Raw genomic sequence first — 13,547 nt, 5'->3', positions numbered from 1 at the left:
CTCGAGAAGTTGGCGTTAGAGGACTTTAAGAATATTGCAGTTATCACATATCTTGTCAATTCTATAGTGGCTAATTGATTGCTTTTGAGGTGAGTGAAATGTACTACCTGGCTTACGGCTCTAACATGGCTGCTGCGCGGTTACAGCAGCGGATTCCTTCGGCTCGCCCCTTGGGGGTGGTGACATTAACCGGGCATCGTTTGACTTTCGATAACGCCAGTACAAAAGATGGTTCAGGCAAGTGCGATGCCTTACTAACAGATGACCCCGCTGACAAAGTGTTTGCCGTCCTGTATCGTTTTGATCCGCTTGAGAAACCGGTGCTGGATGGCTACGAGGGTGTCGGCGTGGAGTATCGGGATGCTTTCGTTGCTGTTGAAGCGCCGAATGGGGACGTTATTAAAGCGCTTATCTATTATGGTACCAACCCCAATCCACTTCTGAAGCCTTTCCATTGGTATAAAGAACATGTGCTGCGCGGGGCCTTGGAAAATGCTCTGCCTGACGAATACGTTTCTGCCATAAAATCTGTTGCTGCTGTCGATGATGCGGATGAGCAACGCGTGCAGCGGGAACTGGCTATTTACCGGAAGTAAAAATATAACCAAAATTGTTTTGATTTGATGTATGCTGCCTGAAATCAATTTTCAGGAGGCGTGAATGGCAGCAGAACCATCCGGAAAACCACACGTGCTGATCGTTGGCGGCGGTTTTGCCGGCCTGCATTGTGCCAAGGAATTAGCCAAGGCAGATGTCGACATCACTCTGGCCGACCGGCAGAATCATCATCTTTTTCAACCTTTGCTTTACCAGGTTGCTACCGCTGTCCTTTCGCCGGCCGATATTGCATCGCCGATTCGCCGCATTCTTCGTAACCAGAGCAATACACGCGTGGTGCTGGCCAAACTAACTGATGTCGATCTAGACAATCAACGGGGGTTTTTCCCAAATGCCGAACTCCCTTACGATTACCTGGTGCTGGCAACTGGTGCGACGCATTCTTATTTCGGTCGTGATGACTGGGCTGAACTGGCACCAGGCCTGAAGACTATTGATGACGCGTTGGAGATTCGTCGCCAAGTGCTGTTGGCCTACGAGGCGGCTGAATGGGAGGCGGATGAGCAATCGCGCCAAGCGAAGCTGACTTTTGTCGTTGTTGGTGGTGGGCCGACCGGAGTCGAGCTAGCGGGTGCGCTGAAAGAAATTGCTCTGCAGGCGATTCCGAAAGATTTTCGTCATATCGATACCACGACCGCTCAGGTTATGTTGGTTGAGGCCGGTGACAGGCTACTGGCGGCCTTGCCGGAGAAGTTGGGCCGCCGCGCCCAGCGCGATCTGGAAAAGATGGGTGTGCAGGTGAAGTTAAACAGTGCAGTGACCGAAATCTGTGCTGGTTCGGTACATATTGGCGAGCAGGTGGTGCCGGTGGAAAACGTGATCTGGGCGGCCGGAGTCCGTGGTTCGAAGATTGCCGAAAAGTTCGATGCTGAGCTGGATCGGTCCGGTCGGATCAAGGTGGCAAATGACCTGTCTCTGCCGAAGCATCCCAACGTTTTTGTCGCCGGTGACCTGGCCCACATTGTCGATCCGAAAACCGGCGCGCCGGTGCCGGGCGTTGCTCCTGCCGCGATGCAGATGGGCCGACATGTGGCGAACCAGATCAAGCGTGAGCTGAAAAAGTCGAACTCCGCCCGCCAGCTGTTTCGCTATCGCGATAAGGGCGGCATGGCCACCATCGGTCGCAATCGCGCGGTGGCAACCATTGCCGGATTGAATTTCAGTGGGATTTTTGCCTGGTGGGTCTGGAGCCTGGTGCATATCATTCCGCTAATCGATTTTCGCAGCAAACTCTCGGTTATCTTCTCCTGGGTCTGGAGCTATTTCTCTTTGAGCAAAAATGCCCGTTTGATCACCGGCCGAAGAAAAATGCAGGTAAAGTCGGCGTTGGGCAGGGTAGCCGAAGACTAAGTCGTATCAGCTTTGCAAGTAGTCCTCCCGTACAGGTGAGAACACTTCTATCGCGATCGAATCTTCCAGTGCAGTTGCCCGGTGTTCGACATCTCCGCCGATACACCAGCTGTCGCCGGGTTCCACGTTGAATGTTTCATTGCCGATAGTCAGCTTCATCCGTCCGCTGACCAGGTACCCGGTCTGTTCGTGGGGGTGGCAGTGAGGCGGGAGCTCCGCACCTTTTTCCAGGCGGAACTCGCTCATCAGGGTTTTATTGCCGTGAATCAAAGTTTTCATTTCGATTTTATCGAGAACCTGTTGGTAGTTGTCAGCAGAAGCTTTTGCGAACATGTGTGAACTCCTTTTGCGGGGATAATTGTCAGGATTATTTCCTTTTTTCTGTAAATTCGTCAACGCCGCCTTTTTTGCTAAAGATCTTGTCGGTAGTCGTTGATAAGCATTTACCAGCCCTGTTTTTTCTCAGGAGTAGACCATGTCGATCGATTCCGTTGTCAGCATCGCTAATCAATATAACATCAGAGATCTCTCCGCTGTTGTCCAGGTTGCAGCTGCAAAGCGCGGGCTCGACCAGCAGGAATTGCGAGGACAGGCTGCTCTCAAACTACTGGAATCTGCCGCCATCCCGATCGATCCCAACATGGGGCAAAATATCGATATCTACGCCTGATTCTCATCTCACGCGAAAAAGCTCTTTTTAACTTCCGTCGCCTCCGTTATCATTTTGTTTTTTTCAACTGTGCGGCGGAGGAGAATCATGTCAATGAAAGAGGAATGTCAGGCCCGTATCGCTTGCTTGCAGGAGAGATTGCAGCAGGCTGAGCTGGACGGCGCTTTTATTCTTTACCCGATCGATATTTACTACTATAGCGCAACCCGTCAAAACGCTGCCCTCTGGGTTCCGACGCAAGGCGACCCGATGCTGATGGTGCGCAAAAGTCTTGCCCGTGCTGAACAGGAAAGTGGCCTTGATCAGTTGCGCCCCTTTCCACGCAGCAAAGATTTCGCTTCACTCTTCGATGGAAACAAGAAGATCGGTATGACATTCGATGTGCTGCCGGTCGACCAGTACAACTTCTATCAAAAGATGCTGCCGCAGGCTGAGTTTGTTGATATCAGTATGATCAACCGCGAATTGCGTTCGGTGAAATCTGACTGGGAGCTGGAGCGAATGCGTCACGGTGGTGTCCAGCTCAGTCGTGCTTTTGCTACCATCGCGGATCTATTAAAGCCGGGAATGCGCGAGATCGATCTGGCGGCCGAGTTCGAGTCGGTATTGCGGAAAATTGGCGGTGAAGGCCTGGTGCGGATGCGTGCTTTCAACCAGGAGATGTTCATGGGCCTGGTGGTTTCCGGCCGCAGTGGCAGCAAGGGCGGTTTTTTTGATGGGGCGGTGACTGGCCAGGGGATGTCGAATGCTGTGCCTTTCGGTGCATCGACCAAAACCATCGAGCCGGGCCAACCGGTGCTGATCGATTATGCAGGTGTTTTCGATGGTTATATCGTCGATATGACACGGATGTTTGTTTGTGGCGAGCTGGATGCACAGCTGCAGAATGCTTTCGATGTTTCCTGCCGGATTCAGGATTGTGTTGCCGCTGAGCTGAAGCCGGGTGCGATCTGCTCTGAACTGTTCGAACGATCGCTGAAAATGGCGGAAGAAGCTGGACTTGATGGCTGCTACATGGGCCCGCCGGGGGAGCAGGCAAGATTCGTAGGCCACGGGGTCGGCTTGGAACTGGATGAGTTCCCGGTGCTGGCCCAGGGGTTCGATATGCCGCTGATTGCCGGGCAGACGATCGCCATTGAGCCGAAGTTTGTTTTTCCAAAGCAGGGGCCGATCGGGATTGAAAATACCTATGTTGTGACGCAGCAGGGCGGTGAGAAGATCAGTGTTTTGTCCGATGCGCTGATTTCTGTTTGAGATATAAACGGGGCCGGAAATTCCGGCCCCGTTGTTGTTTTATGCTGAAATGTTTAATTCTTCCTCGGAAATTTTCCCGAGGCTGCCATCGTCGCGGGGGTAGATTGTTGTGCTGCGGCCATCATCATCTATCGCAGTCAGTCCGACCGGGGCCTGGGCATCAAGGGTGAAGTTGAGGTAATCATCCCCGTCTTGTGGATTGCGTTCAATGCGTAGATTGCTGATCGCTGCCAGGGATTCAAACAGGTCCTGAGTCGCTTCGCGCAGCGCTTCCATCTGTTCAACCAATTGCTGCAGTTCGCCGACACCCTGGTTGAACATTTCTTCTGTAGCCTCTTCAGGATCCTCACTACCACTTGCCGGGGTCAGTTGCATAACCGCAGATTGTTGAATGGTCCGGCTGATCTGGAGCAGTGTGCTGTCACTTTGCACAATGGCACTGATGTCGTTCTGCGGGGTTATGGCTGCCTCTTCTGCCGAGACAGTTCCTTCGGCCGGGGTTTCCGCTGCCGGGACAGCAGCTTCCTGACCGGGTTCTTCCGTCAGCTGTTCTGCTGCCGGGGTAAAGCTGGCCAACGCAGATGTCTGCGAAGCAGAGATCGACAGTGATTCGCTGCTGCTGCGGTTGAGGCTGAATTCACCGGTGCGAAGATTGATCGAAATGTCGAGGCTATGAGTCTGTACCGCTTCGATCTGGAAACGACTGCTGATTCCGGTAGCCGCCATGCTGCCATCACCTGAGGCCAGGTAGCCGAGCTGCTCCTGTTGCATCTCCAGGCTGAAGGAGCGACTGCTGGTAAAAGAGTAGTTGACCTGCTCAACATCTTCGTCGCGCATGGCATCGGTCAGACTGCGGGAAAAATGTTTTGCCAGCTGAGGCGGCATCCCCAGTCCTTTAAAGAGTTTGCGCAGGTCGGTGTCGATGCGACGCAGGCCGCCTTGTTTCAGCTCCCTTTCGCCATCATCCCGATCAACTTTATCTGCATCCCCGAACATTTTTTCCAGGGTGCGACTGAGCTTTGTGAATGCTTTGAAGCTCTTGTCGTCGGAGTATTCCCGGCCGGCAGACAGTTTTTCCAGCGAAGTACGCAGCGCGGTTTCGGTTTTTGATTCGCTTTGTTCTGGCCGCTGAAAGGTTTGTGGGGCCTGTTGGGGACGGGTGCTTTCCTGTTTCAGGTCGGGCAGGGGGGCACGTTGGATCACTGGGATGATCTGATTGATTTCCTCACTCATTGGCAGCTCCTGATCGCTTTTTCATTTATGGACAGGCAAAGACAGGTTTGCGTGGCCTTTCAATCTCGTCGCTCATAGGAGAGTTTAGTCGATAAGGCGACTATCTCTACCTTTCGACCAGAAGTGCCAATGAATTTAACGCTTTTTTATGCGCCCATGAGATTTTAAGCCTGAGAATTCAATTCTGAAACCTGATCATTCAGTGTCCAGAAATCGTACAGGTAGCCGATGCCGAAAACTGCGCCGGTGAGAAAATAGATGATGCCACTGATCCACTTGCCCATATACATGCGGTGTATACCGAAAATGCCGAGGAAGGTATGCAGCACCCAAGCGACCGTGTAGTCGAGGGGGCCGGAATTGTACTTTTCATCCGCCTGTGCGTCCATGCCCGGGATCAGGAAAAGATCGATCAGCCAGCCGATGCCGAGCAGCCCGAGGGTGAAAAAGTAGATGGTGCCGGAAACCGGTTTGCCGTAATAGAACCGATGCGAGCCGGTAAAGCCGAAAATCCAGAGGATGTAGCCGATGCTTTTCAGATGAGTGTCGTTTCCGTTCATGGTTGCTGTTCTCCCGGGTCGGAAAATATTCGTATGGTTGCTGCCAAACTCTAAAAAACTGCTATAAATTTAATTTGTTGCCCTTCTCTGCGGCGGACTGCTGTTTGCTGCAGTGACTACTATAGCTGAGATCGCCTGTTGGTTGAAACCTATCACGTTTCAGGAGGTTGCTTTATGCAGAAGTTGATCCGTATCGAGCCGGAGAAGTGTATCGGCTGCAAAACCTGTGAGCTGGCCTGTTCATTCAAGAATACCGGCGAGTTCGCTCCCGCCAGAACACGCATCTACAACGAAATCTTCATGGACGAGGCCAAGTTTATTACCGTTACCTGCATGCAGTGTGACGAACCTTGGTGCGAAAAGGCCTGCCCTAAAGGGGCGATCAGCAAAGAGATGCCCTCTGGCGTGGTTTATGTCGATGAAAATCGATGCGTCGGTTGTCGTACCTGCGTCAGCGCCTGTCCTTTCGGCATGATCAAGTATGTCGCTACTACCGGCAAGGTTGATAAATGCAACCTGTGCAATGGAGATATGCCGGAATGTGTTGCTTTCTGTCCAACCGGTTGTTTAACGCTGGATGAAGAGGATAAGCCGCTGCGGCAGAAGATTCTGCGTTTCGTCAACACCATGAAAGACGGACAGATGGAGGCTTAAGATGAAGGGATGGCATGGGAAACTATTACGCGTCGATCTGTCCGCTGGCACCTGCAATGTTGAAGCGTTGAATGAGGAATGGGCTGAAAAGTTCCTCGGTGGCCGTGGACTGGGTACGAAATACTTTGTCGAAGAAGTCGATCCGGGAGTGGATCCACTCTCCGCCGAGAACAAGCTGATCATGGCCGCAGGCCCGTTGACTGGAACCTATGGAGCTGCCAATGGTCGTTACATGGTGATTACCAAGTCGCCGCTTTCCGGCACTATGGCTTGCTCCAACTCGGGCGGGGAATTTCCGAGCCAGTTACGCTACGCCGGTTACGACATGATCATTTTTGAGGGGAAGTCGGAACATCCGGTCTACCTGCAGATTCATAATGATCAGGTGCAGCTGGTCGGGGCGATGCACTTGTGGGGCAAAACCAGCCGCGAAACCGAGGCGGCAATCAAGGCTGAATTTCATGGTGACGCCAAGGTTGCCTGTATCGCACCGGGTGGTGAAAGTCAGGTGCTTTTCGCCAACATCATCAATGAAGAACATCGTGCAGCCGGCCGTAGTGGTGTTGGTGCGGTGATGGGCAGCAAAAACCTCAAGGCGGTTGCTGTTCGAGGTACCGGCAGCGTTAAAGTTGCCGATGCCAAAGCTTTCCGTGATGCGGCGATGGGGGCCTACGGTCTGTTGAAGCAGAACCCGGTTACCAGCCAGGGGCTGCCGGCTCTTGGAACACCCGTGCTGGTCAACGTGATGAACCAGTTCGGTGCCCTGCCGACCAACAATTTCAAGCAAAGTACATTTGACGGCGCTGAAGCGATCTCTGGTGAAACCTTGGCCTCAACCTATCTCCGGCGTAACAAGGGTTGCCTGGGCTGCGCCATCGGTTGCGGCCGGGTGACCAGCCTGAAAGGCAGCCGCTTCGATGGTGTCGGTGAAGGGCCGGAATATGAAACCCTCTGGTCACTCGGCGCGACCTGTGGTGTCGACGATCTGGCCGCGGTGACCAAGGCTAACTACATTTGCAACGAGTACGGTCTGGATACCATCACCATGGGTGGCACTATCGCCTGTGCCATGGAACTGGCCGAGAAGGGGCTGGTTACTGAAGAAGAAATCGGCATGCCGCTGAGCTTTGGTGATGCCGACGCGCTGGTCAAGCTGACTGAGCTGACTGGTAAGGGGGAAGGGTTCGGCAAGAAATTGGCCCTCGGTTCCTACCGGCTGGCGGAAAGTTACGGTGCGCCTGAACTTTCCATGTCGGTCAAAAAACTTGAGTTCCCGGCCTACGATCCACGCGGAGTTCAGGGGATGGCGCTGGAATACGCCACCAGTAACCGGGGCGCTTGTCACGTGCGGGGCTACCTGATTTCGCCGGAAATTCTTGGCCTGCCGGAAAAAACCAATCCGCAGGAAACAGAAGGCAAGGCGACCTGGCTGAAGATCTTCCAGGACTTCACTGCCGTGGTCGATTCTTCCGGCACCTGCCTGTTTACCACCTTTGCCCTGGGCGTTCCCGAGTTCGCTGCTTTTTGTAGTGCGGCGACCGGTCTCGGCTATAGCGACGAGGTCCTGCTGGAGCTGGGGGACAGGATTTATAACCTTGAAAGAGTGTTCAACCTGAAGGCGGGGGTTGACCCGGCGCAGGATACTCTACCGAAACGTTTGCTGGAAGAAGGCATACCGGATGGACCTCTTAAGGGGGAAGTGGCTCGCCTTGACGAGATGCTTCCGGCCTATTACCAGGAACGTGGTTGGAGCGCAGGAGGGGTGCCGACCGACGAGAAACTGCAGGCACTTGGATTAGCCTGATCATCACGGGGCGGCCGCATTGGTCGCCCCTATTTCTGCAAGAGGCTCGATATGCCAGAGTATTATGATTTTGTTGTCCTCGGCAACAGCGCGGCAGGCCTGCAGGCGCTACGCACCCTGCGCAAGCATGAGCGCAATAAAACCATCGCTATCATCGATCGCGAAGATTGTCCGGCCTATTCGCGGGTGCTGACTCCCTACTATGTTGGCGGCCATATCGGTCGTGATGGAATCAATATCGTTGATCATGCTTTTTATCAGAAACTTGGCGTGACGACACTGTTCGGGCAGGTGGCTGTTGCGTTGAACCCGGATGGGCCTTTTATTGAACTCTCCGATGGAGAAAAGGTCGGTTTCGGGAAATTGCTTTTGGCCATCGGCGCTGAAGCAAGAACCCTGAGTGTCAATTCGGAAAAAACGACGGTGCTGCGCCATGCCGCGGATGCTGAAAAAATCATCTCCTTGTTGCAGGGAGCGAAGGCGGTCACCGCGATTGGTGCCGGACTGGTCAGCCTGCCGCTCTTGTCGCATGCGGATGACGGTATGGAAAAGCACCTGATTGTCGGTTCCAACCGGATTTTCAGCCGCGTGGTCGATGCCGAGGCGGCGGCAATTCTGGAGACAGCGCTGACGGCGAAGGGACTGCAGCTGTTCAAAGAGAATGATGTTACCGATATCGCCGAAGGCGAGCGTTTGACCCTGTCGCTGAAGTCGGGGGATCAATTGCAGTCGGATCTGTTGATTGTCGGCAAGGGCGTGCAGCCGAACACCGATCTGGCAAAAAATGCCGGATTGCAGGTCAATGATGGCGTCTGTATTGATCGCTTCTGCCGTAGCAGCCATCCAGATATTTATGCTGCCGGTGATGTCGCGGAAGGGGCCGATTTCATCAGCGGCGAGGCGACCATTCAGGGCAACTGGATGACGGCGGTGGAACAGGGCGAAAACGCGGCGCTGAACATGCTCGGGCTGGAGACTGCCTACGAGGGCAGTCTGAAGAATAACATCACCGAGATTTTCGGGATTGATGTTGCCGCCGTTGGCTATTGTCAGGATGACGCACCCGCGACTGCGTGTAACTACAATGCTGCGACCAGGCGTTTCCGCAAGGTTTTTCTCGATGAGCAAAAGCGGGTGATCGGTGCGACGATGATTGGTGAAACCAACGATTCCGGCCTGTATTACCAGCTGGTGAAGACGCGCAGCTTTTATCCGGGAGAACAGCTGCTTGCCGGGACCGCCAACTACGCGCAAGTCCAGTTGCGCCTGGCCTGTTGAGGGGGCTAAATGGTTCAGATTCAGTTCTACAGTCTGCTACGCCTGCTGCTGAAACAGGAGAAACTGGAACTTCCTGCGGTGGAGAACGAGACGGTCGGGCAACTGCTCGACCGTGCTCAGCAGAGTATCGACACGCCTTTTCTGGATAAAATGCTCGATTGTGACGGGCAGCTGCATGCCGGTACCATCATTTTGATTAATCGATATAACATCCGTCATCTCGATATGCTCGATAGTAAAGTTTCTGACGGTGATGTGGTTGCCTTTTTCCCTCCGGGGGCAGGCGGCTGATGGAAAATCGTTACTCCCGGCAATTGCTGCATTGGGGCCAGGAAAAGCAACAGAAAATAGAAACGGCGGTGATGCTGGTGGCTGGAGTCGGGGGGCTCGGTGCAACTGTCGCTCAATTGCTGGTGCGGGCCGGTGTTGGCAAGATTTACCTGGTGGATGATGGTTTTGTTGATGCGCCCGACCTGAACCGGCAGCTGCTTTACAGTGAAGAGGATATCGGTAGTTCAAAACTGATGCTGGCCTGCGACCGTTTACGGCGGATTAACAGTAGTGTTGAGATAAACCCTTTGTCTGGTAGCATCGATAGCGATTTTTCATTGCCAGCCGATGTGCAGATAGTTGCCGATTGCCTGGATAATTACCTGAGCCGTTTTCAGTTAGAGGCAGCCATCCCTGATGAAACTTATCTGGTCCACGCTGGGCTGCAGGGGGAGGAAGGACAGGTTCTTACATTGCAGAAAGGACGGTCGCAGCTTTTGCGACAGTTTTATGCCGGGGCGGAACAACCGGATGGGCCTATCCCGGTAACTGGCGATACCGCAACTGTGATCGCCGGGTTGATGTGCAACGAACTGTTTGCCCTGATAGATGGACAGCCGAAATTGTTGAATCGTTGCCTCGTGGTCAGCCTGAGCGATTTTCACATCTCATTTCTCGATATCTGATCCAACCAATCGATACACATAGATCGGTGATTTGTAGAGATCGCGCAGCCTGATAACCTGCTCCGGTTCGACGCCGGGCAGAGCGAAAGTGTTGCTGATCAGTATTTCGACCTGAGGCTTCTCTTTTTCAATTTTCTCAGCCAGTTTGCTCATCCCGCCTGGATAAAGGTAGCACACCAGGAGGGTCGATGGCGGCAACTCGACGCTGATAAAATTCTGTCTCCGCAGGTTGAGATTGTCCAGCCGTTTGATCTTTTTCAGACACCAGGAAACAAACCATGGAATCGGCGAGATTTCATATCCGATCACCTGCCGATGCGGATGCTTTTCTGCTAGTGCGAGGGCAAGGGTACCCCAACCGGAACCGAGTTCGATGATTGTCCCAAAAGAAGATCGATCTGCTGCCTGCAAAATTGTTCGCTTCGCTTTGTTGGAACTCGGCACCGGGGTAATGCCGCTGCGCAAGGAACTCCAGACAAGCGAAAGGCAGACAGCAAAGGATGCAAACAGGATGATAAATTCGAAATTATTCATGGGGTCTATGGTCTTCTTTGTCGAACCACTGAATGTTTGATTTTGCTGCTTGAAAGGCTACCTCACTCCCTGAATGAAACTTTTACCATTTTTTTTCTCAATCAGCCAGAGTCCAAGTTAAAACAGGCTGTTAGATTGTATTGCCTCGCGCGCTTAGCGCACTCTTAACGAAAATGAGTCCGCTTTTGTGAGTAGTCCGTTAGGCAGGCTCTGAACGTCCATTTTTTCTTGACAGTAATTGGCCTTCTGTATACTGTATACAACTTCATGGAACCCATGTTTTGTGTCTGATTTTTGGAGACTGGTCCTAAAAAAACGATCTCAGTTTTTTTTCAGGCCACTAGTAATACTAGCATTAACACTTTAAGGAGAGAGAAGAATGGCAAAGATTATCTGGTCCGAGATTGATGAAGCACCGGCGTTGGCAACTTACGCTTTCCTGCCGATCGTGCAGAAGTTCACCAAGGGTACCGGCGTTGAAGTCGAGACCAAGGATATTTCCCTGTCCGGCCGTATCCTGGCAAACTTCCCTGAGAACCTGAAGCCTGAGCAGAAGGTGGAAGACTGGTTGTCCTGGTTGGGCGATCTGGTACAGAAGCCGGAAGCCAACGTCATCAAGCTGCCGAACATCAGTGCTTCGATTCCTCAGCTGCAGGCTGCCATCAAGGAACTGCAGGAAAAGGGCTACGATGTTCCGACCTACCCGGAAGAAGCAACGACCGACGCTGAAAAAGAGCTGCAAGCTCGCTACGCAAAGTGCCTCGGTTCCGCTGTTAACCCGGTTCTGCGTGAAGGTAACTCCGACCGCCGCGCTGCTGCTTCGGTTAAGAAATTTGCTCAGAAAAATCCGCATCGCATGATGAAGCCGTGGCCGGCTCCGGGCACCTCCCAGTGTCGCGTTGCTCACATGGACAGTGGTGACTTCTACGAGACCGAAAAGTCCGTGACCATGGACGCTGCTGACACCGTCAAGATCCAGTTTGTTGACGAAGCTGGCAACGTCGAGGTGAAGAAAGAAGTTGCTCTGCAGGCTGGCGAAGTTTTCGATAGCTCGGTCATGAAGGTTGCTGAACTTCAGGAGTTCTACGCAGCTACCGAGAAAGAAGCCAGAGAGAAGGGCGTACTGCTCTCCCTGCACCTCAAAGCAACCATGATGAAGATTTCCGACCCGATCATGTTCGGTCATGCTGTCAAGGTGTACTTCAAGGACGCTCTTGAGAAGCATGCTGCGACCCTGAAAGAGATCGGTGCCAACCCGAATCTTGGTCTGGGCGACATCCTCAATAAGCTCGACAAGCTGCCGGCTGACAAAAAGGCTGAAATCGAAGCCGACATCAACGCCTGCTACGAAGGCCAGGCTGCCTTGGCCATGGTCGACTCCCGCAAAAACATCACCAACCTGCACGTCCCGAACGACGTCATCGTTGACGCTTCCATGCCGAACGTCGTGCGTGACGGTGGTTGCATGTGGAACAAGGCTGACGAGCTTCAGACCACCATCGCAATGGTTCCTGACCGCTGCTACGCCACCATGTACCGCGAGATCTGTGAAGACGCCAACAAGAACGGCCAGTTCGACCCGTCCACCATGGGTAGCGTTGCTAACGTCGGTCTGATGGCTCAGAAAGCTGAAGAGTACGGTTCCCACGATAAGACCTTCGAAGCACCGTCCAACGGTAAGTTCCAGGTTGTTGCTTCTAACGGTACTGTTCTGATGGAGCAGCCGGTTTCCACTGGTGACATCTACCGTTCCAGCCAGGCTAAAGACATTCCGATTCAGGACTGGGTCAAGCTGGCTGTTAACCGTGCTAAGGCATCGGGTGAGCCTTGTGTTTTCTGGCTTGACGAGAAGCGTGGCCACGATCAGCAGATCATTGCTAAGGTCAACAAGTATCTGCCGGATCATGACACCACCGGCCTCGACATCCAGATCATGGCACCTGTCGACGCAATGAAGTTCTCTCTCAAGCTGGTTCGTGAAGGCAAGAATGCCATCGCAGCGACCGGTAACGTTCTGCGGGATTACCTGACCGACCTGTTCCCGATCCTCGAACTGGGTACCTCGGCACGTATGCTGTCGATCGTTCCTCTGATCGCTGGTGGTGGCCTGTTTGAAACAGGTGCTGGTGGTTCGGCTCCGAAGCACGTTGAGCAGTTCCTCCGTGAAGGTCACATCCGTTGGGACTCCCTCGGTGAGTACTGCGCACTGGTTCCGTCTCTGGAGCAAGCAGCAGCTGCTGACAACAACCCGAAGGCCAAGATCCTTGCCGAGACCCTCGACGCCGGTATCGGTCAGTACCTTGAGAACCAGAAGCTGCCTTCCCGTAAGGTTAAAGAAATTGATAACCGCGGCGCTAGCTTCTTCTTGGCTCTCTACTGGGCAGAAGCTCTGGCCGCTCAGGATCAGGACGCAGAACTGAAGGCACGTTTCAGCGAGGTTGCTGCTGAACTGCGCAAGAACGCTGACAAGATCGATCAGGAGCTGATCGACTGCCAGGGTGAGGCTGTTGACTGTGGTGGTTACTTCAAGTTCGACCCGGTCAAGGCTGATGCCGCTATGCGTCCGAGTGCAACTCTGAACGCTATTATCGACGCTATGTAAAATTATGTAGCTGCGATGCTATAAAGCCCGTCGG

Annotated in this window: 14 protein-coding genes; 10 read left to right on the top strand and 4 right to left on the bottom strand. The window is 53.3% G+C overall.

Annotated elements, in window-relative coordinates; translation table 11 throughout:
- Positions 1 to 98 precede the first annotated feature (98 nt).
- Positions 99 to 596: a gamma-glutamylcyclotransferase family protein gene (locus BUB13_RS01945; protein ID WP_208610106.1), complete on the top strand. Its 498-nt coding sequence runs from the start codon at positions 99 to 101 to the stop codon at positions 594 to 596.
- A gap of 64 nt (positions 597 to 660) precedes the next feature.
- Positions 661 to 1,968 (top strand): NAD(P)/FAD-dependent oxidoreductase, encoded by a 1,308-nt coding sequence (locus BUB13_RS01940; protein WP_072905058.1) that lies wholly within the window; start codon positions 661 to 663, stop codon positions 1,966 to 1,968.
- 6 nt (positions 1,969 to 1,974) lie between these two features.
- Here the strand turns inward: BUB13_RS01940 and BUB13_RS01935 are convergent, their stop codons facing one another.
- Entirely contained in the window at positions 1,975 to 2,301 is a 327-nt protein-coding gene (locus BUB13_RS01935; RefSeq protein ID WP_072905057.1) for a cupin domain-containing protein, read from the bottom strand.
- 142 nt (positions 2,302 to 2,443) lie between these two features.
- Between BUB13_RS01935 and BUB13_RS01930 the strand changes: the two genes are divergently transcribed.
- On the top strand, positions 2,444 to 2,638 hold the full coding sequence (locus tag BUB13_RS01930; protein WP_072905056.1) for a putative motility protein: 195 nt from the start codon (positions 2,444 to 2,446) through the stop codon (positions 2,636 to 2,638).
- A gap of 87 nt (positions 2,639 to 2,725) precedes the next feature.
- Positions 2,726 to 3,892 (top strand): M24 family metallopeptidase, encoded by a 1,167-nt coding sequence (locus tag BUB13_RS01925; RefSeq protein ID WP_072905055.1) that lies wholly within the window; start codon positions 2,726 to 2,728, stop codon positions 3,890 to 3,892.
- 39 nt (positions 3,893 to 3,931) lie between these two features.
- Here BUB13_RS01925 and BUB13_RS01920 read toward each other — a convergent pair whose 3' ends face one another.
- Together BUB13_RS01920 and BUB13_RS01915 are read right to left on the bottom strand one after the other, a co-directional pair.
- Positions 3,932 to 5,125 carry a hypothetical protein gene (locus tag BUB13_RS01920; protein WP_072905054.1) on the bottom strand — a complete coding sequence of 398 codons (1,194 nt, stop codon included), beginning with the start codon at positions 5,123 to 5,125 and terminating at the stop codon, positions 3,932 to 3,934.
- A 164-nt stretch (positions 5,126 to 5,289) separates the two neighbouring features.
- Positions 5,290 to 5,685, bottom strand: coding sequence for an NINE protein (locus BUB13_RS01915; RefSeq protein ID WP_072905053.1), 396 nt, complete (start codon positions 5,683 to 5,685; stop codon positions 5,290 to 5,292).
- A 174-nt stretch (positions 5,686 to 5,859) separates the two neighbouring features.
- Between BUB13_RS01915 and BUB13_RS01910 the strand changes: the two genes are divergently transcribed.
- The 5 genes from BUB13_RS01910 to BUB13_RS01890 are packed head-to-tail and all read left to right on the top strand — an operon-like array spanning position 5,860 to position 10,377.
- Positions 5,860 to 6,339: a 4Fe-4S dicluster domain-containing protein gene (locus BUB13_RS01910; protein ID WP_072905052.1), complete on the top strand. Its 480-nt coding sequence runs from the start codon at positions 5,860 to 5,862 to the stop codon at positions 6,337 to 6,339.
- Position 6,340: 1 nt separating this feature from the next.
- A complete protein-coding gene (locus tag BUB13_RS01905) occupies positions 6,341 to 8,143 on the top strand; it encodes an aldehyde ferredoxin oxidoreductase family protein (protein WP_072905051.1) in 1,803 nt (600 codons plus the stop codon).
- A gap of 51 nt (positions 8,144 to 8,194) precedes the next feature.
- Positions 8,195 to 9,421 (top strand): NAD(P)/FAD-dependent oxidoreductase, encoded by a 1,227-nt coding sequence (locus BUB13_RS01900; RefSeq protein WP_072905050.1) that lies wholly within the window; start codon positions 8,195 to 8,197, stop codon positions 9,419 to 9,421.
- Positions 9,422 to 9,430: 9 nt separating this feature from the next.
- Positions 9,431 to 9,712, top strand: coding sequence for a MoaD/ThiS family protein (locus tag BUB13_RS01895; protein WP_072905049.1), 282 nt, complete (start codon positions 9,431 to 9,433; stop codon positions 9,710 to 9,712).
- Positions 9,712 to 10,377 carry a HesA/MoeB/ThiF family protein gene (locus tag BUB13_RS01890; protein WP_072905048.1) on the top strand — a complete coding sequence of 222 codons (666 nt, stop codon included), beginning with the start codon at positions 9,712 to 9,714 and terminating at the stop codon, positions 10,375 to 10,377. The genes BUB13_RS01895 and BUB13_RS01890 overlap by 1 nt, the downstream gene beginning before the upstream one ends.
- Here the strand turns inward: BUB13_RS01890 and BUB13_RS01885 are convergent.
- A complete protein-coding gene (locus tag BUB13_RS01885) occupies positions 10,360 to 10,911 on the bottom strand; it encodes a class I SAM-dependent methyltransferase (RefSeq protein WP_072905047.1) in 552 nt (183 codons plus the stop codon). The two genes, BUB13_RS01890 and BUB13_RS01885, sit on opposite strands and share 18 nt — an antisense overlap.
- Before the next feature lie 379 nt (positions 10,912 to 11,290).
- On the opposite strand from BUB13_RS01885, the gene BUB13_RS01880 reads away from it, so the two are divergent.
- Positions 11,291 to 13,513: an NADP-dependent isocitrate dehydrogenase gene (locus tag BUB13_RS01880; RefSeq protein WP_072905046.1), complete on the top strand. Its 2,223-nt coding sequence runs from the start codon at positions 11,291 to 11,293 to the stop codon at positions 13,511 to 13,513.
- Positions 13,514 to 13,547: the final 34 nt, after the last annotated feature.

This window comes from Malonomonas rubra DSM 5091 (assembly GCF_900142125.1).
GTDB classification, from domain to species: domain Bacteria; phylum Desulfobacterota; class Desulfuromonadia; order Desulfuromonadales; family Geopsychrobacteraceae; genus Malonomonas; species Malonomonas rubra.
Note: the sequence above shows the minus strand (reverse complement) of the source record. Positions and strands in the feature narration are given on the sequence as shown.

Bases quoted from the DNA above. Each gene is read 5' to 3' on its own strand.
- BUB13_RS01945 (WP_208610106.1), top strand. From the start codon at position 99: ATGTACTACCTGGCTTACGGCTCTAACATGGCTGCTGCGCGGTTACAG.
- BUB13_RS01940 (WP_072905058.1), top strand. From the start codon at position 661: ATGGCAGCAGAACCATCCGGAAAACCACACGTGCTGATCGTTGGCGGC.
- BUB13_RS01935 (WP_072905057.1), bottom strand. From the start codon at position 2,301: ATGTTCGCAAAAGCTTCTGCTGACAACTACCAACAGGTTCTCGATAAA.
- BUB13_RS01930 (WP_072905056.1), top strand. From the start codon at position 2,444: ATGTCGATCGATTCCGTTGTCAGCATCGCTAATCAATATAACATCAGA.
- BUB13_RS01925 (WP_072905055.1), top strand. From the start codon at position 2,726: ATGTCAATGAAAGAGGAATGTCAGGCCCGTATCGCTTGCTTGCAGGAG.
- BUB13_RS01920 (WP_072905054.1), bottom strand. From the start codon at position 5,125: ATGAGTGAGGAAATCAATCAGATCATCCCAGTGATCCAACGTGCCCCC.
- BUB13_RS01915 (WP_072905053.1), bottom strand. From the start codon at position 5,685: ATGAACGGAAACGACACTCATCTGAAAAGCATCGGCTACATCCTCTGG.
- BUB13_RS01910 (WP_072905052.1), top strand. From the start codon at position 5,860: ATGCAGAAGTTGATCCGTATCGAGCCGGAGAAGTGTATCGGCTGCAAA.
- BUB13_RS01905 (WP_072905051.1), top strand. From the start codon at position 6,341: ATGAAGGGATGGCATGGGAAACTATTACGCGTCGATCTGTCCGCTGGC.
- BUB13_RS01900 (WP_072905050.1), top strand. From the start codon at position 8,195: ATGCCAGAGTATTATGATTTTGTTGTCCTCGGCAACAGCGCGGCAGGC.
- BUB13_RS01895 (WP_072905049.1), top strand. From the start codon at position 9,431: ATGGTTCAGATTCAGTTCTACAGTCTGCTACGCCTGCTGCTGAAACAG.
- BUB13_RS01890 (WP_072905048.1), top strand. From the start codon at position 9,712: ATGGAAAATCGTTACTCCCGGCAATTGCTGCATTGGGGCCAGGAAAAG.
- BUB13_RS01885 (WP_072905047.1), bottom strand. From the start codon at position 10,911: ATGAATAATTTCGAATTTATCATCCTGTTTGCATCCTTTGCTGTCTGC.
- BUB13_RS01880 (WP_072905046.1), top strand. From the start codon at position 11,291: ATGGCAAAGATTATCTGGTCCGAGATTGATGAAGCACCGGCGTTGGCA.